Origin of the sequence: Streptococcus oralis, from assembly GCF_003943385.1 — a bacterium.
Classification (GTDB): domain Bacteria; phylum Bacillota; class Bacilli; order Lactobacillales; family Streptococcaceae; genus Streptococcus; species Streptococcus oralis_CA.
The window spans coordinates 181,123-201,695 of sequence record NZ_RJPI01000003.1 but is presented as its reverse complement, the minus strand read 5'-3'; the positions used below and the strand labels follow the sequence as shown (position 1 = coordinate 201,695).

The following is a 20,573-nucleotide window of genomic DNA, read 5'->3' as shown; positions in this document are numbered from 1 at the left end:
TAATGAGAGAGAAAAACAAGAACTTCTATTTTATAGGAAAAGAATCTTAGAATGTTCCTGTCTTCACTTGTAATAAAGGAGGAGAGATGGTAAAATAGACGAGTGAAACTAAGACAGAAAAAAGCAAAAAACAAGCTACTTTTACAGTATGGAATCGGCATTGCTCTGGTACTGCTAGTCATGACCACTTCCTTCCTTTATCTGATATCACTCAGCATGAAACCCTATCAAGATGCTAGAGTTGAGGGAGAAAAACTAGCCAAGCAGTATGCAGAATTGGAAAAGGCGGATCAGGTTGATTTTTACAATGGACTAGAAGGCTATTACAGCGTTCTGGGACATAATAAAAAGCAAGAGGCCATTGCCGTATTGATTGAAAAGAATGACCACAAGATTTATGTTTATCAGCTTGATAAGGGGATTTCTCAAGACAAGGCAGCGACGATTTCGAGGGAAAAAGGAGCTAGTGATATTGATAAGATCACCTTTGGTCGTTATCAGGATAAGCCGATTTGGGAAGTTAAGTCAGGAAACCAGTACTATCTGGTCGACTTTGAAACAGGAGCAGTGATCCAATAAGGAGGACATATGAAACTATCCAAGCGTGTACTAGAAATGGAAGAAAGCGTCACTCTAGCTAGTGATGCAAGAGCCAAAGCATTAAAAGCTCAAGGAAGGGATGTTCTTTTCTTAACCTTGGGACAGCCTGATTTTCATACTCCTGAAAACATTCAGGATGCAGCGGTAGAAGCGATTCGAGATGGACGAGCTTCCTTCTATACAGTTGCTTCAGGCCTACCAGAGTTAAAAGCAGCGGTTAATACCTATTTTGAACGCTACTATGGGTATTCCGTAGCGGCTAACGAGGTTACCTTTGCCACTGGTGCCAAGTTCTCTCTCTACACCTTCTTTATGGCTGTGGTCAATCCAGGTGATGAGGTCATCATCCCTACACCATACTGGGTCAGCTATGGAGACCAGGTCAAGATGGCAGAAGGTGTGCCAGTCTTTGTTCAGGCCAAGGAAGACAATCACTTTAAAGTAACAGTAGAGCAGCTAGAAGCAGCCCGAACAGATAAGACCAAGGTCTTGGTTCTCAATTCACCATCGAATCCGACCGGTATGATTTACTCTCGTGAGGAACTCTTGGCTATCGGAAATTGGGCTGTTGAACATGATGTCCTTATCCTAGCAGATGATATTTATGGTCGTTTGGTTTATAACGGGAACGAATTTGTTCCAATCTCTAGTTTGTCAGCAGCCATTCGCAAGCAAACCATCGTGATTAACGGTGTATCTAAGGCCTATGCCATGACTGGTTGGCGGGTAGGTTATGCTGTGGGAAATCCTGAAATTATCGCTGCTATGAGCAAACTAACAGGACAAACAACCTCTAACTTGACTGCCGTATCGCAATATGCTACCATTGAAGCGCTGACTGGACCGCAAGACTCTGTTGAAACCATGCGCCAAGCCTTTGAAGAACGTTTGAATACTATTTACCCTCTCTTGTGCCAAGTACCAGGATTTGAAGTTGTCAAGCCCCAAGGAGCCTTCTATCTCTTTCCAAATGTTAAAAAAGCGATGGAGATGAAGGGTTATACCGATGTGACAGAGTTTACAACGGCTATTCTCGAAGAAGTCGGCCTTGCCTTGATTACAGGAGCTGGATTTGGAGCACCAGAAAATGTTCGTCTCAGCTATGCCACAGACTTGGATACATTAAAAGAAGCTATTCGTCGTTTGCACCAGTTTATGGAAAAATAAAACTTAGAATCTTCGCCTTTTTAGCGAAGATTTTTTGTAACGAAAATCTCGCGATTTTTCTCTAGTAGAACCTAGCTATCGCAGTCTATTTATGGTAAAATAGTGGGTAATGATGTCTTCGGACAAGTTAAACGAAAAAAGGAAGATAGATTATGACAAAACGTGTAACAATTATCGATGTAAAAGACTACGTTGGTCAAGAAGTGACCATCGGAGCCTGGGTTGCCAACAAATCAGGAAAAGGGAAAATTGCCTTCTTGCAATTGCGTGATGGAACAGCCTTCTTCCAAGGTGTAGCATTTAAACCAAACTTTATTGAAAAGTTCGGTGAGGAAGTGGGTCTAGAGAAGTTTGATACGATTAAACGCTTGAGCCAAGAAACGTCTGTTTATGTGACAGGGATTGTCAAAGAAGACGAACGTTCTAAGTTTGGCTATGAGTTGGATATTACAGACATCGAAGTGATCGGTGAATCTCAAGACTACCCAATCACACCAAAAGAACACGGAACAGACTTTTTGATGGACAACCGTCACTTGTGGCTCCGCTCTCGTAAGCAAGTAGCGGTTATGCAAATCCGTAACGCTATTATCTATGCAACTTATGAGTTTTTCGACAAGAACGGCTTCATGAAATTTGATAGCCCTATTCTTTCAGGAAATGCGGCAGAAGATTCAACTGAACTCTTTGAAACAGACTACTTTGGAACACCAGCCTACTTGAGCCAATCAGGTCAGCTTTACCTAGAAGCAGGTGCTATGGCTCTTGGTCGTGTCTTTGACTTTGGTCCAGTATTCCGTGCTGAAAAATCAAAAACGCGCCGTCACTTGACTGAGTTCTGGATGATGGACGCAGAGTACTCTTACTTGACACACGATGAGTCACTTGACTTGCAAGAAGCTTATGTAAAAGCTCTTCTTCAAGGTGTTCTAGATCGTGCGCCTCAAGCCTTGGAAACCTTGGAACGTGATACAGAGCTCTTGAAGCGCTACATTTCAGAGCCATTTAAACGCATCACTTACGATCAAGCCATTGACCTCTTGCAAGAACATGAAAATGATGAAGATGCTGACTACGAGCATTTGGAACATGGAGATGACTTTGGTTCACCACATGAAACATGGATTTCAAACCACTTTGGTGTACCAACCTTCGTTATCAACTACCCAGCAGCTATCAAGGCCTTCTACATGAAACCAGTTCCTGGCAATCCAGAGCGCGTGCTTTGTGCAGACTTGCTGGCACCGGAAGGCTATGGAGAAATCATCGGTGGTTCTATGCGTGAGGAAGACTATGATGCCCTTGTTTCCAAGATGGAAGAACTTGGTATGGATCGTACAGAGTACGAATTCTACCTTGACCTTCGTAAATACGGTACAGTACCACATGGTGGATTTGGTATCGGTATCGAGCGTATGGTAACTTTCGCAGCAGGAACAAAACACATCCGTGAAGCCATTCCATTCCCACGTATGTTACACCGTATCAAACCGTAAACTAAATCAAAACGCCGTAATAGGCGTTTTTTCAAAACACCATAATACTTGAAGGAAGAGGTGAAGGACATGTAAAGTAAAGCTTAACAAGTGACAAACACAAAGATACAAATACACTTGTTAAAGGAGAAACTATGTTTAAACGAAATTACCGGAAGAATATCGGTCTCATGGCTGGTGTGGAATTTTTTGCCTTTCTGGGCATTACCAGCTTTTGGATTCTATTTCTCAGTCAAAACGGGATGTCGCTTTGGCAGATTGGCTTATTGGAAAGTATTTTTCATGCTACCAGTGTCATCTGTGAAATTCCCTCTGGAATGTTAGCTGACCGCTATTCCTATAAAACCAATCTGTATTTAAGTCGAATAGCTGGGATTGCGTCGTCTATTCTCATGTTACTAGGACAAGGTAATTTTTGGATTTATGCACTTGCTATGGTGGTGAGTGCCTTGTCTTATAATTTTGATTCGGGGACGAGTGCAGCCATGGTTTATGATTCAGCCGTGGAGGCTGGATTAAAAGAGCGCTACTTATCTATCTCAAGTTTTATGTCAGGAGTCGCAGAAGGAACTCGGTCTTTAGGGACGGTTTTAGCAGGATTTTTTGTCCATGGTCAATTGCACTTGACCTACTATATCATGATTGCTACTTCGATTATCGTTCTTTTTCTAACTTGGATGCTAAAAGAGCCTAGTGTTAAAGCGCAAAAATCTGAGCGCTTGACGATGAAAAAAATAATCTGGACTGTCAAAGAAGAGTTGCAGAGAAATCCCAGTCTTTTTGGTTGGATGATTCTGTCCCAAATCATCGGAACACTGATGTGTATGTTTTATTTTTACTATCAAAATCAACTGCCTGACCTAGAAGGGTGGCAGATTTCGATGGTCATGCTGATGGGCAGTGCTTTGAACATCTGGGCAGTTTATCTAGCAAGTAAGATTGGAAAGAGGTATTCAGCCTTAAAACTCTTTCCAATTCTTGTCCTCTTGACGGGAGGAACTTATTTGCTGTCCTACTTTGGTACGCCATTGATTTATATTTTGGTTTATTTGATTAGTAACGCCTTATATGCTCTCTTTCAACCGATTTTTGACAACGATTTACAAAAGCGACTCCCAAGTGAGGTACGGGCAACCATGCTAAGTGTTTACTCTATGATGTTCAGCCTGAGTATGATCGTCATTTTTCCTCTGACGGGGTGGTTGATTGACTATCTAGGATTTGTAGTAGCCTTCCTTTACTTAGGATTCGTTTTAGTACTAGCCAGCTTTTTGCTATTTTTAAATTTGAAAGAGATGGCCGGATCTGTAGAACTGTAAGAGAATGTTATTTCTAAGCAATAGACTTTTTTTCACTTTTATCTTTTTTCTCTTGCCATCTACTAGCTTTTCTAGTATAATAGTTAATTGTGAGCAAACCTCACTTACCCCTTGCAAAGACTTGGGGTCATTAGACCAAAAGGAGGAACATATCAATGGCTAAATACGAAATTCTTTATATCATTCGTCCAAACATTGAAGAAGAAGCGAAAAACGCTTTGGTAGCACGTTTTGACTCTATCTTGACTGACAACGGTGCAACTGTTGTTGAATCAAAATCATGGGAAAAACGTCGTCTTGCATACGAAATCCAAGATTTCCGTGAAGGACTTTACCACATCGTTAACGTTGAAGCAAACGATGACGCAGCTCTTAAAGAGTTTGACCGTCTTTCAAAAATCAACGCTGACATTCTTCGTCACATGATCGTCAAACTTGACGCGTAAGAAGGTAAACTATGATTAACAATGTTGTACTTGTAGGGCGTATGACGCGTGACGCTGAGTTGCGTTATACCCCATCAAATGTAGCAGTTGCGACTTTTACTCTTGCAGTAAACCGTACATTCAAGAGTCAAAATGGCGAACGTGAGGCTGATTTCATCAATGTCGTTATGTGGCGCCAACAGGCTGAAAATCTTGCTAACTGGGCTAAAAAAGGCTCTCTTATCGGGATCACAGGTCGTATCCAGACTCGTAGTTACGATAACCAGCAAGGACAACGTGTCTACGTAACAGAAGTCGTGGCTGACAATTTCCAAATGTTGGAAAGCCGTAGCGTGCGTGAAGGACATACAGGTGGGGCTTATTCTGCACCAACTGCTAGTTATACAGCACCTACACAATCAGTACCTGACTTTTCACGTGATGAAAATCCATTTGGAGCAACAAATCCGTTGGATATTTCGGATGATGATTTACCATTCTAATGGACAATTAATACTATAAAGGAGAAAAAACATGGCTCAACAACGTCGTGGCGGATTCAAACGCCGTAAAAAAGTTGATTACATCGCAGCAAACAAAATTGAATATGTTGATTACAAAGATACTGAGCTTCTTAGCCGTTTCGTTTCAGAACGTGGGAAAATCCTTCCACGTCGTGTAACAGGAACTTCAGCTAAAAACCAACGTAAAGTAACAACAGCTATCAAACGCGCTCGCGTAATGGCTTTGATGCCTTTCGTAAACGAAGATTAAAAAAAGGGGTCCAGCGGACCTCTTTTTCATGAGCTCGGAAACAAGAAAGCGAATTAAGACCCTAATGGGTCTTTTTTCACGAGCTTTGAAATGAGAAGGGGAGTTCGGTCCGGGGGACCTCTTTTTCAGACTTTTACAGGGATCCGTTCGAAACGTCTACTTTTTGACCTAGTAAGATTCTTTTGTCTTACCAGGTTTTTTCTTTTAATCTTTGTTGTCGTGCTATAATGGTAGGAGAAAGCTTTAAAGGAGCACCTTATGAAGACGAAATGTTCAATTAGAAAAATGCAAGAATATGACATTAAAAATCTATCCCAAGGTTTTATCAATCAAGGTTGGCCCGGTAGAGAGGAAATTTTGGCTAGATATTTTCTGGAACAGAAAAGCAAGGAGAGAGAAGTCTTAGTTGCAGAGATTGATGGTGTTGTAGCGGGCTACATTACTATTATACCCGATGCTAAGCAGGGGCCTTTTGCAGAAATCTATCCAGAACTCTCAGATTTCAATGTCTTTGAGCCCTTTCAAAATCAAGGTATTGGAAATCTCTTGATGGAAGAAGCGGAAAAACGAGTTAAGCTCATATCGGATAGGGTGACGCTTGGTGTAGGTTTGCACTCAGGCTATGGACCTGCCCAGAGATTGTACATCAAACGAGGTTATATTCCAGATGGTTCGGGCGTATGGTATCGAAACCAACCGTTGGAAATGAATGCCACTATTCAAAATAATGATGATTTAGTTTTGTACTTATCCAAGAAATTTGAATAAGAGATAGCAAATTTTTTGGAGATATGGGATTTCTCTACTTTATGGTATAATGGAAAGAGTTAGATTGAAAGAGGTAGAGAGATGGATGCAAAATTAAAATACAAGGCAAAGAAGATTAAAATCGTCTTTTTTGATATTGATGATACCTTGCGTACGTCAAAGGCGGGCTTTATTCCAGCCACAATTCCCACTGTCTTTAAGCAGTTGCGAGAGAAAGGGATTTTAACAGGAATCGCCTCTGGGCGTGGCATTTTTGGAGTTGTTCCAGAGATTCGTGAGCTCAAGCCTGACTTTTTTGTAACCCTAAATGGGGCCTATATTGAAGATAAAAAAGGTCAGGTCATTTATCAACATCAGATTGACAAGTCAGATGTTGAGGAGTATATCTCTTGGACTAAGAAAGAGGGGATTGAATATGGTTTGGTTGGCAGCCATGACGCCAAACTCTCCACTAGAACAGAAATGATCAGTGAGGCGATTGATCCCATCTATCCAAACTTAGATGTGGATCCTGACTTTCATGAAAAAGTAGGCATTTACCAGATGTGGACCTTTGAAGATAAAGGAGATGCCTTGCGCTTGCCAGAATCTTTATCGGATAAACTTCGCATGGTCCGTTGGCATGAACATTCATCTGATATCGTTCCTATTTCAGGTTCAAAAGCCACAGGTGTAGCCAAGGTGGTGGAGCATTTAGGCTTGAAACCAGAGAACGTCATGGTCTTCGGAGATGGCCTCAATGACTTAGAACTCTTTGATTATGCTGGAATTAGTATTGCCATGGGAGTTTCCCACGAAAAGATCAAAGAAAAAGCAGATTATATTACAAAAACAGTAGAAGAAGATGGCATTTTTGATGCCTTAGAAGGATTTGGTATGGTAGAAAAAGAATTGCATTTCCCACAAGTAGACATTGAAACAGTAGAGGGTCCTCTAGCGACTATTAAGACAAATCACGGAGACTTGCGTATCAAGCTCTTCCCTGAACATGCTCCTAAAACAGTAGCAAACTTTGTCGCTCTTTCAAAAGATGGTTACTATGATGGAGTGATTTTCCATCGCATTATCAAGGACTTTATGATCCAAGGTGGAGACCCAACTGGTACAGGTATGGGTGGTGAGTCAATCTACGGTGACTCTTTTGAAGATGAATTTTCAGAAGAACTCTATAATATCCGTGGTGCCCTTTCTATGGCCAATGCTGGTCCAAATACCAACGGCAGCCAGTTCTTTATCGTGCAAAATCAACATTTGCCTTATTCTAAAAAAGAGATTGCTCGTGGTGGTTGGCCAGAACCGATTGCGGAAATCTATGCAGAGCAAGGTGGAACTCCTCACCTTGACCGTCGTCACACTGTTTTTGGGCAATTGGTAGATGCAGAATCTTTTGCAGTCTTGGATGCCATTGCAGCTGTTGAAACTGGTGCTATGGACAAGCCAGTTGAAGATGTAGTAATTGAAACGATTGAAATTGAGGACTAGAATGAAAATTGGTGATAAGCTAACTGGGCGTATTACAGGAATTCAGCCCTATGGTGCCTTTGTTGAGTTAGAGACAGGGGTGACAGGGCTGATTCACATATCGGAGATTCGGACGGGATTTATTGAAAATATCTATGACATTTTAAAAATTGGCGATGAAGTCCAAGTTCAGGTGGTGGATTTTGACGAATACACTGGGAAGGCCAGCCTTTCTATCCGTACCTTAGAAGAGGAAAAACATCAATTGCCAAGACGGAGACGTTTTTCAAATGATCGTATCAAGCATGGTTTTGCACCACTTGGGCGAATGATGCCAATCTGGACAAAGGAAGCCCTCAACAATCTGAGAGAGAAAAACTAGTTTATTAGATTTCGTATTTTTAAAAATCAATATATGGAAGAACAATTATTAAAACCAGGAGAGCGAATCAACCAGCTCTTTTCGACAGATATCAAGATCATTCAAAATAGAGAAGTGTTTAGCTATTCGGTGGATAGTGTTCTCTTGTCACGCTTTCCTCGCTTCCCTAAAAATGGCTTAATAGTGGATTTTTGTGCTGGAAATGGTGCAGTGGGACTTTTTGCAAGTAGTCGTACCAAGGCAAAAATTCTCTCTGTAGAAATTCAGGAGCGCTTGGCGGATATGGCAGAGCGTTCGGTTCAGTTGAATGGTTTGGAAGAGCAGATGCGGGTCATCTGCGATGATTTGAAAAATATGCCTGCTCACATCCAAGGAAGTAAGGTGGATATGATTTTGTGCAATCCGCCTTATTTCAAGGTGGATCCGCATTCTAATCTGAACGAAAGTGAACATTACCTCCTGGCAAGACACGAAATTGCGACTAATCTTAAGGAAATCTGTCGAAGTGCTCAGAGCATTCTCAAGTCTAATGGTCGTTTTGTCATGGTTCATCGTCCAGATCGACTTTTGGATATTCTAGATATGCTTCAACGCCACAATTTAGCACCCAAGCGCCTGCAATTTGTCTATCCTAAACGACAGAAGGAGGCCAATATGCTCTTAATCGAAGCTATCAAGGATGGATCGACAAGTGGTTTCAAGGTTCTGCCACCACTCATTGTTCACAATGACGATGGCTCCTATACACCAGAAATTCAAGAGATTTACTATGGATCATAAGGCATATATGTATGTAGTGGAGTGCCGTGACGGTTCTTACTATACTGGTTATACGACAGACGTTAAGAAACGCCTTGCCGTTCATAATAGTGGTAAGGGAGCCAAGTATACCCGAGCTCGCTTGCCAGTTAAACTCATCTATGTAGAGGGTTTTGCTAGCAAGGAAGAAGCCATGTCTGCTGAGGCTCTCCTCAAACGTAAGAAGAGACCACAGAAAGAACGATTTTTATCCGAAAATCAAGAAAAAAATCTAGTTAACGATATTGATGTCTAATGAGGAGTCCTTTGACTCCTCTTACTTTTGTCAAAAGAGGAAAAAAATGCTAAAATAAGATGAATAAATTTAAAGAGGTATTATCATGTCTAAGATTCTAGTATTTGGTCACCAAAATCCAGACTCAGATGCCATCGGGTCATCTGTAGCCTTTGCTTACCTTGCAAAAGAAGCTTATGGATTGGACACAGAAGCAGTAGCTCTCGGTACTCCAAATGAAGAAACAGCCTTTGTTTTGAACTATTTTGGTGTAGAAGCACCACGTGTTATCACATCTGCTAAAGCAGAAGGTGCAGAGCAAGTTATCTTAACTGACCACAATGAATTCCAACAATCAGTGTCAGATATCGCTGAAGTAGAAGTTTACGGAGTTGTGGATCACCACCGTGTGGCTAACTTTGAAACTGCAAGCCCACTTTACATGCGTTTGGAACCAGTTGGATCTGCGTCTTCAATCGTTTACCGCATGTTCAAAGAACATGGTGTGACAGTTCCTAAAGAAATTGCAGGTTTGATGCTTTCAGGTTTGATTTCAGATACCCTTCTTTTGAAATCTCCAACAACACACCCATCTGATAAAGTCATTGCTCCTGAATTGGCAGAATTAGCAGGTGTGAACTTGGAAGAATACGGTCTCGCGATGCTGAAGGCTGGTACAAACTTGGCTAGTAAATCTGCTGAAGAATTGATTGATATCGACGCTAAGACTTTTGAACTCAACGGAAATAAGGTTCGTGTTGCTCAGGTTAACACAGTTGATATTGCTGAAGTCTTGGAACGCCAAGCTGAAATCGAAGCAGCCATGAAAGCGGCTAATGTAGCAAACAGCTACTCTGACTTTGTCTTGATGATTACTGATATTGTGAACTCAAACTCAGAAATTTTGGCTCTTGGATCAAACATGGACAAGGTTGAAGCTGCCTTCAACTTTAAACTTGAAAACAACCACGCTTTCCTTCCAGGTGCCGTTTCACGTAAGAAACAAGTGGTGCCTCAGTTGACTGAAAGCTTTAATGGCTAATAGTCTGAGTGATAATTGAAATGAGGAAACGTTAGTTTCCTTATAGCTAAAGGGGTCTCGGCTCCTTTTTTTCTAGGAGAGAAAGATGTTAGAAAATGGCGATTTGATTTTTGTGAAGGATCTTTCAGATATGGGGCAGGCCATCCAGGCTTCTACTGGGAACTATAGTCATGTAGCTATCTTTTTGGACGGTTTGATCTACCATGCTAGTGGGCAAGCAGGGGTAATCTGTCAAGGACCAGATGAATTTTTTGAACCGACTCATCTCTATGACCTTTATGTCTATCCAGAGATGGAAGCTGACTTGGTAAAGGAAAGAGCCAGCAAACATTTAGGTGCACCCTATAACGCCTCTTTTTATCCAGATGGGTCTGGTTTTTACTGTTCCCAGTACATCGCAGAAATTCTCCCTATTTTTGAGACTATTCCGATGCAATTTGGAGACGGGGAGCAGGAGATTAGTGATTTTTGGAGGGAATATTACAGGAAACTCGAACTTCCTGTGCCTCTGAATCAACCAGGGACCAATCCTAGTCAACTAGCAGCATCTTCTCTTTTAGAATGTAAAGAAAGGAATCTTCATGATTCAGATTTTTAATCCATCTCGTTTGACTCGACAGCCATTTTTTGGAGAATTGATCCGCTATCTGGACCAGCATGATGATGTGATTCTACGGGAAATCAAGGCTCAATTTCCAGAAGTAGCAGTTGATAAACTCATGGAAGAATATATAAAGGCTGGCTTGATTCTACGGGAAAACAAGCGTTATTACCTCAATCTTCCTATGCTTGAGTCCCTTGATAATCTTGAACTGGATCAAGAAATTTTTGTCAGAGAGGACAGTCCAGTCTATCAAGCCTTGCTAGAGAAGACTTTTGAGACAGAATTGCGCAATCAGACCAATGCAGCCATTTTAGTCGAATCTACGGATTTTGCAAGAGAAAAGATGACCCTGTCGAATTATTTCTACAAGGTCAAGAATCAATATCCTTTGACACAAAAACAGCAGGAACTCTATGCCATTTTGGGAGATGTCAATCCTGAGTACGCCCTCAAGTATATGACGACTTTTTTACTCAAGTTCCTCAAAAAGGACCAGCTCATGCAGAAACGGCGTGATATTTTCGTTGAGAGTTTAGTCGTCTTGGGTTATATTGTTCAAAACGAAGAAGGGAAGTATGAGTTGGCTGTTGATTTTGACAAGGAGCGGTTGACTTTCTATTTACCTTAATTGCTTCATTTTGAGCAGATTGTTTGACTTTACTAAAGAATAAGCATAAACTGAATGTAAGCGATAACATTTATCGTATTAAAAGCAAAGGAGACAGAGCTATGTCACTTGAAAATAAATTGGAACAAGCAACTGGTGCTATCAAAGAAGGATTTGGTAAAGTTACTGGCGATAGCAAGACAGAAGCAGAAGGTACTGTAGAAAAAACAGTTGCCAAAGCAAAAGAAGTTGTTGAAGATGCTAAAGGTGCTGTAGAAGGTGCCGTTGAAGGTCTTAAAAAATCATTTAAGAAAGAAGACTAAAAAATCAAGGGAAAACTTCCCTTGATTTTTTGATTTTATAGGTAACGTTCTGCGATGGCTGCATCTCCTGGATAGGCTTCTTTCTTTCCTTGGACGATTTGGTAGCAATCAGCTCCCTTACCCGCAATAATCACGGCATCGAGTTCTTGTTCAGTGATAGCCATTGCTGCTTTGATGGCTTGTTCGCGATCGGCAATCTTTTCAACAGGATGACTGATATAGCTGCTGATTTCTTCAGCAATGGTCATTGGATCTTCATAGTTGGGGTCATCAGCGGTGAGAAAGACTTGAATCTCAGGATGTTGATTGAGGAGGAGACCGAAGTCTTTGCGACGACTTTCACCCTTGTTTCCAGTCGAACCGAGAACCAGAGCAATCTTTCCAGTTTGATGGGTTTCAACAACAGACATCAGTTTTTTCAGACTGTCACCATTGTGGGCGTAGTCGATGAAGACCTTGGCTCCATTTTTCTGCGTGAGGACTTCCATACGTCCAGGAACTCGGGTCGCAGCGATTCCTTTTTTGATGTCCTCTAGACTGGCACCTAGACGAAGGCAGGCAAGTCCTGCAGCAACGGCGTTTTCTTGGTTGAAGTGGCCAATGAGTTGAATATCATAATCACCAGCGAGTTTACCAGTAGCTGAAAAGCTAAAGGCTTTGGAATTCTGAATTTGGTTACTTGACTGGCTACCATAGAAATCATGCTCTTGATGTTCCACTTGTTCTTTCAGTACAGAAAAGTGGTCCATGTCGCTGTTAATGACAACTGCTCGGCTATTTTCCATCAAGAGACGTTTGTGGTAGAAGTAATCTTCAAAACTTGGATGCTCAATCGGACCGATATGGTCAGGACTGATATTGAGAAACACTCCTACATCGAAAGTTAGGCCGTAGACTCGCTTAACCAAGTAGGCTTGACTGGAGACTTCCATGATGAGATGGGTTCTTCCGTTATGAACAGCTTGAGCCATCATATCAAAGAGATCGATACTTTCAGGAGTTGTGAGGGCAGATTTAAAGAAGGTTTTGCCATCTAAGGTTGTATTCATGGTTGACAGCATAGCTGGGTGATGCCCTTGAGCCAAGATGTTATAGGCAAAATAGGCCGCTGTTGTCTTTCCTTTTGTTCCTGTGAAGGCGAGAATTTTGAGTTTTTCTTGTGGATTACCATAAAATTCCATGGCAATTAAACTCATGGCTTTCTTAATGTCGTTCACGACAATAACAGGAATACCGACCTCGTAGTCCTTTTCAGCTACATACCAACTCAGCCCCTGCGAGATAGCGGAGAGAAGGTATTCTTTTTTAAAGGTGGCACCTTTTGCAAAAAAAAGAGTGCCTGCTTTTACTTTACGGCTGTCGTAACTGATACTATCAAAATCGACATCACTGTAATTGTAGTAGTAATGTCCCTGATCAATAATCTCACGGAAGAGACTATCTTTCTTTAAAATATCTAATACGGTTTCAATCTTAATCATACTTTCTATTATAAACTTCAAGTCTGAATTTTACAAGTAACAAGGAAAAGTTTATAATGGAAGATAGGGAACTTTTCCTAGTTATCAAAATTGAATGAGGAAGCTATGTCTAACGAAAACAATCACCAGCAAGCCCAGATGTTGCGAGGGACTGCTTGGCTAACAGCTAGTAACTTTATTAGTCGCCTCCTTGGTGCTATCTATATTATTCCCTGGTATATTTGGATGGGGACTTATGCCGCCAAGGCAAATGGTCTCTTTACCATGGGTTATAATATTTACGCCTGGTTCTTGCTGATTTCGACAGCGGGTATCCCGGTTGCGGTTGCTAAACAAGTGGCTAAGTACAATACTATGCGAGAAGAAGAGCATAGCTTTGCCTTGATTCGGAGTTTTCTAGGCTTTATGACGGGCTTGGGACTAGTCTTTGCCTTGGTCTTGTATCTCTTTTCTCCCTGGTTGGCAGATTTATCAGGCGTGGGGAAAGACCTAATTCCTATCATGCAGAGTTTGGCTTGGGCAGTTCTGATTTTTCCATCTATGAGTGTTATCCGTGGCTTCTTCCAAGGGATGAACAACCTTAAGCCCTATGCTATGAGTCAAATCGCCGAGCAGGTGATCCGTGTTATCTGGATGTTGCTGGCTACTTTTATTATCATGAAGATGGGTTCTGGTGATTACTTATCAGCGGTTACTCAGTCTACCTTTGCTGCCTTTGTGGGAATGGTGGCTAGTTTTGCAGTCTTGATTTATTTTCTTTCCAAGGAGGGACTGCTCCAAAAGGTATTTGAAACACGGGATAAGATCAATAGCAAGCGACTCTTGGTTGATACCATCAAGGAAGCCATTCCCTTTATCCTGACAGGATCAGCCATCCAGCTCTTCCAGATTTTAGACCAGATGACCTTCATCAATAGCATGAAGTGGTTTACCAACTACAGCAATGAAGACTTGGTTGTTATGTTTTCTTATTTCTCAGCCAATCCTAATAAAATCACCATGATTTTGATCTCTGTTGGTGTCTCGATTGGAAGTGTTGGCTTGCCACTTTTGACGGAAAATTATGTCAAAGGTGATTTGAGAGCCGCTGCTCGCCTAGTTCAAGATAGTATGACCATGCTCTTTATGTTTCTCTTACCAGCAACAGTTGGAGTCGTCATGGTAGGGGAGCCTCTCTATACAGTTTTTTATGGCAAGCCAGATAGTCTGGCCATGGGCTTGTTTGTCTTTGCGGTTTTACAGTCTACTATTTTAGGTTTGTATATGGTCTTGTCACCCATGCTTCAGGCCATGTTCCGAAACCGCAAGGCAGTGCTTTACTTTGTCTATGGTTCCCTTGCTAAGTTAGTCTTGCAGTTACCAGCTATTGCCATTTTCCACAGCTACGGTCCCTTGATCTCAACGACTATCGGTCTCATCATTCCAAATGTTTTGATGTACCGAGATATTTGCAGGGTAACAGGTGCACGTCGTAAGATTATCTTAAAACGGACAATTTTGATTATGATTTTGACAATGGTCATGTTTCTCTTAGTTGGTTTCCTACAGTGGATTTTAGGATTTTTCTTCCAACCAACGGGACGCTTATGGAGTTTCCTTTATGTAGCCCTCATCGGAGGTCTCGGGGGAGGACTCTATGGTTTAATGAGTCTTGGCACTCACCTATTGGATAAGGTTATTGGGAAACCTCAAGCAGACCGCCTACGAGCAAAATTTAAACGATCTTAACAAAATAGATTTATAACTAAAAGAAAAGCTAGCTCCTTGTTAAGTGTCTGGGTTAGCTGACATTTAAATTTCTATAAATTAAAATCCCTAGAATCAGTTGTTCTAGGGATTTATTGGGGTGTGAGCATCATTAATTCTACAATCATAGCGATATAGAGGACTAAGGTTAGGAGAAAACCTGCTCTCCAGAAGAATTTGATAAATTTAGGGTAATAAAAGCTTCGTTTTTTGATGAGGAAAAAGACTACAAGGAGGATTGCTAGGAGAGAAAGTGCGACACCAAGTCGCGGTAGAAAGTTGTGGGTAAAGGCTTTTGCAGTGATAAGATAATACTCGAAGACCAAAAGTGGAAAAGCTAAATCCGCGAAATTCAGTCCTAGTTTTTTCAGTTTAAAAAGTTTTGTTACAATGATGGAGACCACGAGGGTTAATACCAACAATAAAGTAGCTGCTATTTTCATTAAAATCATACCCATATTGTATCATAAAAAAACGCTAAAGGAAATGAGAAACAAGGGAATTTGTAGGAAAGTCAGGCTTTTGAGATTGCGGGTGTTTTTTGTTATAATGAAAGTTATGAAATCTTATAATACCTTGAATGATTATTATCGAAAACTCTTTGGAGAAAAGACTTTTAAAGTTCCTATTGATGCGGGATTTGACTGTCCAAATCGCGATGGAACTGTGGCACATGGGGGCTGTACCTTTTGTACGGTTTCGGGTTCTGGAGATGCCATTGTAGCACCAGATGCCCCTATCCGTGAGCAATTTTATAAGGAAATCGACTTTATGCACCGCAAGTGGCCAGATGTTAAAAAGTATCTGGTTTATTTTCAAAACTTTACCAATACCCATGAAAAGGTGGAGGTGATTCGAGAACGTTATGAACAAGCCATCAACGAACCGGGTGTGGTGGGAATCAATATCGGAACACGCCCAGACTGCCTACCAGACGAAATCATTGAATATTTGGCTGAGTTATCGGAGCGCATGCATGTGACAGTAGAATTGGGCTTACAGACTACTTATGAAACAACCTCTGACCTGATTAACCGTGCTCATTCTTATGAATTGTATGTTGAAACAGTAAGACGCTTGAGAAAGCATCCTAAGATTGAGATTGTTTCCCATTTGATTAATGGTTTGCCCGGTGAGACTCATGAGATGATGGTCGAAAATGTCCGTCGCTGTGTCACGGATAATGATATTCAAGGAATTAAACTGCACTTGCTCCATCTCATGACCAATACGCGTATGCAAAGAGATTACCACGAAGGACGCTTGCAACTGATGAGTCAGGACGAGTATGTCAAGGTTATCTGTGACCAGTTGGAAATCATTCCCAAGCATATCGTCATCCATCGAATCACGGGAGATGCGCCTAGAGATATGTTGATAGGTCCCATGTGGAGCCTCAATAAATGGGAAGTGCTAAATGCTATTGAAACTGAAATGAGACGGCGAGGAAGCGTTCAGGGCTGTAAGGTAGTAAAACAGGAGTTTGAAAATGAAAAGACCACTTGAGATGGCACATGATTTTTTGGCTGAGGTTGTGACTCAGAATGATATCGTAGTGGATGCGACCATGGGCAATGGCCATGATACCCTTTTTTTAGCCAAGCTAGCCAAGCAAGTCTATGCCTTTGATATCCAGGAGCAGGCTTTGGAGAAAACCCAAGAGCGTTTAAATGAGGCAGGTTTAGAGAATGTTCAGTTGATTTTGCAAGGCCATGAGACACTGGATCAATTTGTGACAGAGGCTAAGGCAGGGATTTTTAATCTGGGTTATTTACCTTCTGCTGACAAATCAGTCATCACCCGACCTCAGACTACCATTGAAGCACTTGAAAAGCTTTGTCAGTTGCTTGTCAAAGGGGGACGGATTGCTATCATGATCTACTATGGTCATGAAGGAGGAGATACTGAGAGGGATGCTGTATTGGATTTTGTTAGCCAGTTGAACCAACAAGAGTATACAGCGGCTATTTATCGGACTCTCAACCAAGTTAATAATCCACCGTTTTTAGTTATGATTGAAAAATTAGAAAGGTATAGACATGGATAAACAATACCTTCGTGAGAAGCTTGAGGCAATGCGCCAAAATTTTGTCGAGTCAACGCATCACGAGCGAGCAGTCGGAGTGCTCGACGAAGCACATATGAGCAAGAAAATGCTTAAAATCAAGAAAAAATTAGTGGCTCTTGAAATGGAACGATGCCAGAAAAAAATTGAGCACAAAGACTGTTCTAAGATTGATCAGAAAATCCAAGAGCAAAAGGAGATTTTTGAATCTTGTTGTAAAAAAGATTAAGGAGGAATTGTGTGGAATTACTCATTTACTTGATTCTATTTTTATTTGTCTTAATCATTTCAACCACGACCAATAAACTTCTCCCTTTTTTGCCCCTTCCTCTTGTACAAATCCTTTTGGGGATTGGGATTGGTTTATTTGTTCCCGATGCGGACTTTCATCTCAATACAGAGCTGTTTCTGGCCATGGTTATTGGCCCCTTACTTTTCCGAGAGGCAGAAGAAGCAGATATAACGTCCATTTTGAAGCATTGGCGGATTGTCGTCTTTCTGATTTTCCCTGTGATTTTTATCTCGACTTTAAGCTTGGGGGGCATGGCTCACTTCCTTTGGATGACTCTTCCTTTAGCTGCCTGTTTAGCAGTTGGAGCGGCACTTGGTCCAACAGATTTGGTTGCCTTTGCATCTCTGTCTGAACGTTTTCGTTTTCCCAAACGGGTTTCTAATATCCTAAAAGGGGAAGGACTCTTGAATGACGCTTCTGGTTTGGTAGCCTTTCGGGTGGCACTGGCTGCATGGACAACAGGCGCTTTTTCCCTCAGTCAGGCTGGGACATCCCTAGCACTTTCGATCCTTGGTGGTTTTGCAGTCGGTTTTGTGACGGCAATGATCAATCGTTTCTTGCATACATTTTTACTGAGTGTGCGAGCGACTGATATAGCGAGTGAACTCTTGCTTGAACTGAGTTTGCCTCTCATGACCTTCTTTATCGCTGAAGAAATCCATGTTTCAGGGATTATCGCAGTTGTAGTTGCAGGGATTTTGAAGGCCAGTCGTTTCAAAAAAATCACGCTCCTCGAAGCTCAGGTAGATACTGTTACAGATACGGTTTGGCATACCGTGACCTTTATGCTCAATGGTTCTGTCTTTGTCATCTTGGGAATGGAATTAGAGTTGATTGCAGAGCCGATTCTGTCTAATTCTCTCTACAATCCCTTTCTTTTACTGCTTTCAGTTGTCGTGCTGACCTTCTTGCTCTTTGCGATCCGCTTTGTCATGATTGCTGGTTTTTACTTTGTGAGGACGCGTCGACTTAAGAAAAAAATTCATAAGTACATGAAAGATATGCTTCTTTTAACCTTCTCTGGTGTTAAAGGGACAGTATCTATCGCGACCATTCTCCTCATACCAAGTCATTTAGAGCAGGAATATCCTCTGTTGCTCTTCCTTGTAGCAGGCGTTACACTATTGAGCTTTTTAACGGGTTTGCTGGTTCTCCCTCACTTATCTGAGGAACAAGAGGAAAGCAAGGATCACTTGATGCATATAGCGATTTTGAATGATGTAGCTACAGAATTAGAAAAAGAGCTAGACCATCACAAGAACAAACTTCCTCTGTATGCAGCTATTGACAATTACCATGGTCGGATTGAAAACCTCATCCTTAGTCAGGAAAATAAGAGAGCTCAAGAGGATTGGGAGGCTTTAAAACTCCTCATCTTGAGTATCGAAAGCGATGGTTTGGAGCAGGCTTACGAGGAAGTGAAAATCGGTGAGCGTGGTTATCAAGTTTATCAACGCTATCTGAAAAATATGGAGCAGAGTATCAATCGCAAGGTGGCTTCTCGCCTAACATATTACTTCCTTGTGTCGCTCCGTATCTTGCGTTTTCTCCTGCATGAATTGCTGACCTTTGGCCAAACCTTTCGTAGTTGGAATGACAAGGAGCAACGTCGCCTTCGAGCTATTGATTATGATCAAATATCTGAACTCTATCTGGAAAATACGGAGTTGATTATCGAAAGTTTGGAAAACCTCAAGGGGGTTTACAAGAGTTCTCTGATTAGTTTTATGCAAGAGTCTCGTCTGCGCGAGACGGCCATTATCGGAAGTGGTGCCTTTGTCGAACGTGTTATCAATCGTATTAAACCAAACAATATCGATGAAATGCTAAGAGGTTACTACCTAGAACGTAAGTTAATCTTTGAATACGAAGAGAAGAAATTGATTACGGCTAAGTATGCCAAGAAATTACGGCAAAATGTCAACAATCTTGAGAATTATTCTCTAAAAGAAGCCGCAAATACCCTACCCTATGATATGATGGAATTAGTCAGAAGAAATTAGTTTAGAAAATCAACTTGTATTAGGAGGATTGCAACATGAAAAAGTGGTGGAAAGAGCTGATGGAACGGCCCTTGTTGAAAGCTTTTTTACATTTCTATCAAACTTCCGATAGTGAACTGACCAGTGTTGCGGTTGCCTACTATTGGTTGGTTTCAATCTTCCCCTTGTTGATGATAGTGGTCAATATCTTGCCCTATTTTCAAATTCCGATTTCAAATTTTTTGCTCACCATCAAAGAATTTGTGCCGGATACAGTCTATGATGTGGTCGCAAAGATTGCCCGAGAAGTCCTAACCCAACCATCGACTGGTTTGCTGAGTTTTGCAGTCTTGTCTGCCCTTTGGACCTTCTCGAAATCGATGGATTTCCTCCAAAAAGCTTTTAATAAGGCCTATGGAGTGGCTAAGAGCCGAGGAATTATCTCCCATCAACTGATGAGTTTACTCGTCAGCTTTGGCTTGCAGCTTCTTTTTGCTCTAGCCTTATTTTTGAGTATGTTTGGTCGTATGTTGCTCAACCTGCTCAAAACTTACTGGCAATCAGACAGTCCTTTCTTTGATTACCTACAGGACTTTACAGGCCCTTTGATTTATGCCTTGCTCTTTGCCATCTTGGTCATGCTCTACTATTTCCTTCCAAATGTCAGAGTCCCTCGTATTCGCTACGTTTTTCCTGGTAGTATCTTTGTTTTGCTGACTCTTGTCTTTCTTTTGAATATCTTTTCTGTCTATTTCAATAACTATGTCAACCATCTAGTCGACGTCCGATTTTTCAGCTCCATTATCGTTGTTGTGATGATGTTCTGGTTTATTCTCATCGCAAAGATTTTGATTATCGGAGCAGTTATCAATGCCAGTGTACAGAGTTTGAAGGATCCAAAGTTTCGTGATAACACATTCTTTTCAAAAAATGAAGAATAAAAAAAGACGCTTTGTTTTCAAAGTGTCTTTTTGTTGCATTTGCAACAAAAATGTGCTATTCTATC

General features: G+C 41.4%; 24 protein-coding genes. 22 read left to right on the top strand and 2 right to left on the bottom strand.

Annotated elements, in window-relative coordinates:
* The first annotated feature begins 102 nt into the window (after positions 1 to 102).
* From D8803_RS03960 to D8803_RS03885, 16 genes are all read left to right on the top strand, one after another.
* Positions 103 to 579, top strand: a complete 477-nt coding sequence (locus D8803_RS03960; protein ID WP_057489463.1) for a DUF5590 domain-containing protein — start codon at positions 103 to 105, stop codon at positions 577 to 579.
* Between the two features lie 9 nt (positions 580 to 588).
* Positions 589 to 1,767: a pyridoxal phosphate-dependent aminotransferase gene (locus tag D8803_RS03955; RefSeq protein WP_131200319.1), complete on the top strand. Its 1,179-nt coding sequence runs from the start codon at positions 589 to 591 to the stop codon at positions 1,765 to 1,767.
* Between the two features lie 152 nt (positions 1,768 to 1,919).
* Complete coding sequence (gene asnS / locus D8803_RS03950) at positions 1,920 to 3,263, top strand: asparagine--tRNA ligase (protein ID WP_131200318.1); 1,344 nt, start codon at positions 1,920 to 1,922, stop codon at positions 3,261 to 3,263.
* A gap of 134 nt (positions 3,264 to 3,397) precedes the next feature.
* Positions 3,398 to 4,582, top strand: coding sequence for an MFS transporter (locus D8803_RS03945; protein WP_131200317.1), 1,185 nt, complete (start codon positions 3,398 to 3,400; stop codon positions 4,580 to 4,582).
* A 155-nt stretch (positions 4,583 to 4,737) separates the two neighbouring features.
* A complete protein-coding gene (rpsF, locus tag D8803_RS03940) occupies positions 4,738 to 5,028 on the top strand; it encodes a 30S ribosomal protein S6 (protein WP_001151782.1) in 291 nt (96 codons plus the stop codon).
* A gap of 11 nt (positions 5,029 to 5,039) precedes the next feature.
* Complete coding sequence (ssbA, locus tag D8803_RS03935) at positions 5,040 to 5,510, top strand: single-stranded DNA-binding protein SsbA (RefSeq protein WP_000609594.1); 471 nt, start codon at positions 5,040 to 5,042, stop codon at positions 5,508 to 5,510.
* Between the two features lie 31 nt (positions 5,511 to 5,541).
* A complete protein-coding gene (gene rpsR / locus D8803_RS03930; protein ID WP_000068664.1) occupies positions 5,542 to 5,781 on the top strand; it encodes a 30S ribosomal protein S18 in 240 nt (79 codons plus the stop codon).
* Between the two features lie 258 nt (positions 5,782 to 6,039).
* On the top strand, positions 6,040 to 6,549 hold the full coding sequence (locus tag D8803_RS03925; protein ID WP_131200316.1) for a GNAT family N-acetyltransferase: 510 nt from the start codon (positions 6,040 to 6,042) through the stop codon (positions 6,547 to 6,549).
* An 81-nt stretch (positions 6,550 to 6,630) separates the two neighbouring features.
* On the top strand, positions 6,631 to 8,031 hold the full coding sequence (locus tag D8803_RS03920) for a bifunctional Cof-type HAD-IIB family hydrolase/peptidylprolyl isomerase (protein WP_131200315.1): 1,401 nt from the start codon (positions 6,631 to 6,633) through the stop codon (positions 8,029 to 8,031).
* A 1-nt stretch (position 8,032) separates the two neighbouring features.
* Positions 8,033 to 8,392, top strand: a complete 360-nt coding sequence (locus tag D8803_RS03915) for a S1 RNA-binding domain-containing protein (RefSeq protein ID WP_131200314.1) — start codon at positions 8,033 to 8,035, stop codon at positions 8,390 to 8,392.
* Positions 8,393 to 8,425: 33 nt separating this feature from the next.
* Complete coding sequence (locus D8803_RS03910) at positions 8,426 to 9,172, top strand: tRNA1(Val) (adenine(37)-N6)-methyltransferase (protein WP_131200313.1); 747 nt, start codon at positions 8,426 to 8,428, stop codon at positions 9,170 to 9,172.
* Positions 9,162 to 9,446: a GIY-YIG nuclease family protein gene (locus D8803_RS03905; RefSeq protein WP_084874347.1), complete on the top strand. Its 285-nt coding sequence runs from the start codon at positions 9,162 to 9,164 to the stop codon at positions 9,444 to 9,446. The genes D8803_RS03910 and D8803_RS03905 overlap by 11 nt, the downstream gene beginning before the upstream one ends.
* 85 nt (positions 9,447 to 9,531) lie before the next feature.
* On the top strand, positions 9,532 to 10,467 hold the full coding sequence (locus tag D8803_RS03900) for a manganese-dependent inorganic pyrophosphatase (RefSeq protein ID WP_131200312.1): 936 nt from the start codon (positions 9,532 to 9,534) through the stop codon (positions 10,465 to 10,467).
* 85 nt (positions 10,468 to 10,552) lie between these two features.
* On the top strand, positions 10,553 to 11,065 hold the full coding sequence (locus tag D8803_RS03895; RefSeq protein ID WP_131200311.1) for a YiiX/YebB-like N1pC/P60 family cysteine hydrolase: 513 nt from the start codon (positions 10,553 to 10,555) through the stop codon (positions 11,063 to 11,065).
* A complete protein-coding gene (locus tag D8803_RS03890) occupies positions 11,049 to 11,699 on the top strand; it encodes a DUF1803 domain-containing protein (protein ID WP_131200310.1) in 651 nt (216 codons plus the stop codon). Before D8803_RS03895 ends, D8803_RS03890 begins: the two co-directional genes overlap by 17 nt.
* Before the next feature lie 101 nt (positions 11,700 to 11,800).
* On the top strand, positions 11,801 to 12,001 hold the full coding sequence (locus D8803_RS03885) for a CsbD family protein (protein WP_131200309.1): 201 nt from the start codon (positions 11,801 to 11,803) through the stop codon (positions 11,999 to 12,001).
* 35 nt (positions 12,002 to 12,036) lie between these two features.
* On the opposite strand, the gene D8803_RS03880 is transcribed toward D8803_RS03885, so the two are convergent.
* The gene (locus tag D8803_RS03880) at positions 12,037 to 13,482 is read right to left on the bottom strand and encodes a UDP-N-acetylmuramoyl-L-alanyl-D-glutamate--L-lysine ligase (protein WP_131200308.1); all 1,446 of its coding nucleotides are present in this window, start codon (positions 13,480 to 13,482) and stop codon (positions 12,037 to 12,039) included.
* Positions 13,483 to 13,587: 105 nt separating this feature from the next.
* Between D8803_RS03880 and D8803_RS03875 the strand changes: the two genes are divergently transcribed.
* Positions 13,588 to 15,210, top strand: a complete 1,623-nt coding sequence (locus D8803_RS03875) for a polysaccharide biosynthesis protein (RefSeq protein WP_131200307.1) — start codon at positions 13,588 to 13,590, stop codon at positions 15,208 to 15,210.
* A gap of 110 nt (positions 15,211 to 15,320) precedes the next feature.
* On the opposite strand, the gene D8803_RS03870 is transcribed toward D8803_RS03875, so the two are convergent.
* A complete protein-coding gene (locus D8803_RS03870; RefSeq protein ID WP_131200306.1) occupies positions 15,321 to 15,686 on the bottom strand; it encodes a DUF3397 domain-containing protein in 366 nt (121 codons plus the stop codon).
* A gap of 91 nt (positions 15,687 to 15,777) precedes the next feature.
* Here D8803_RS03870 and D8803_RS03865 point away from each other — a divergent pair, with 91 nt between their 5' ends.
* The 5 genes from D8803_RS03865 to D8803_RS03845 are packed head-to-tail and all read left to right on the top strand — an operon-like array spanning position 15,778 to position 20,508.
* The gene (locus tag D8803_RS03865) at positions 15,778 to 16,734 is read left to right on the top strand and encodes a TIGR01212 family radical SAM protein (RefSeq protein WP_131200305.1); all 957 of its coding nucleotides are present in this window, start codon (positions 15,778 to 15,780) and stop codon (positions 16,732 to 16,734) included.
* Positions 16,718 to 17,275 carry a tRNA (mnm(5)s(2)U34)-methyltransferase gene (locus D8803_RS03860; RefSeq protein WP_190316794.1) on the top strand — a complete coding sequence of 186 codons (558 nt, stop codon included), beginning with the start codon at positions 16,718 to 16,720 and terminating at the stop codon, positions 17,273 to 17,275. The genes D8803_RS03865 and D8803_RS03860 overlap by 17 nt, the downstream gene beginning before the upstream one ends.
* Positions 17,268 to 17,522: a hypothetical protein gene (locus tag D8803_RS03855; protein ID WP_000361094.1), complete on the top strand. Its 255-nt coding sequence runs from the start codon at positions 17,268 to 17,270 to the stop codon at positions 17,520 to 17,522. The genes D8803_RS03860 and D8803_RS03855 overlap by 8 nt, the downstream gene beginning before the upstream one ends.
* 11 nt (positions 17,523 to 17,533) lie before the next feature.
* Positions 17,534 to 19,588: a cation:proton antiporter gene (locus tag D8803_RS03850; RefSeq protein WP_131200303.1), complete on the top strand. Its 2,055-nt coding sequence runs from the start codon at positions 17,534 to 17,536 to the stop codon at positions 19,586 to 19,588.
* 35 nt (positions 19,589 to 19,623) lie between these two features.
* The gene (locus D8803_RS03845) at positions 19,624 to 20,508 is read left to right on the top strand and encodes a YihY/virulence factor BrkB family protein (RefSeq protein WP_131200302.1); all 885 of its coding nucleotides are present in this window, start codon (positions 19,624 to 19,626) and stop codon (positions 20,506 to 20,508) included.
* Positions 20,509 to 20,573 lie beyond the last annotated feature (65 nt).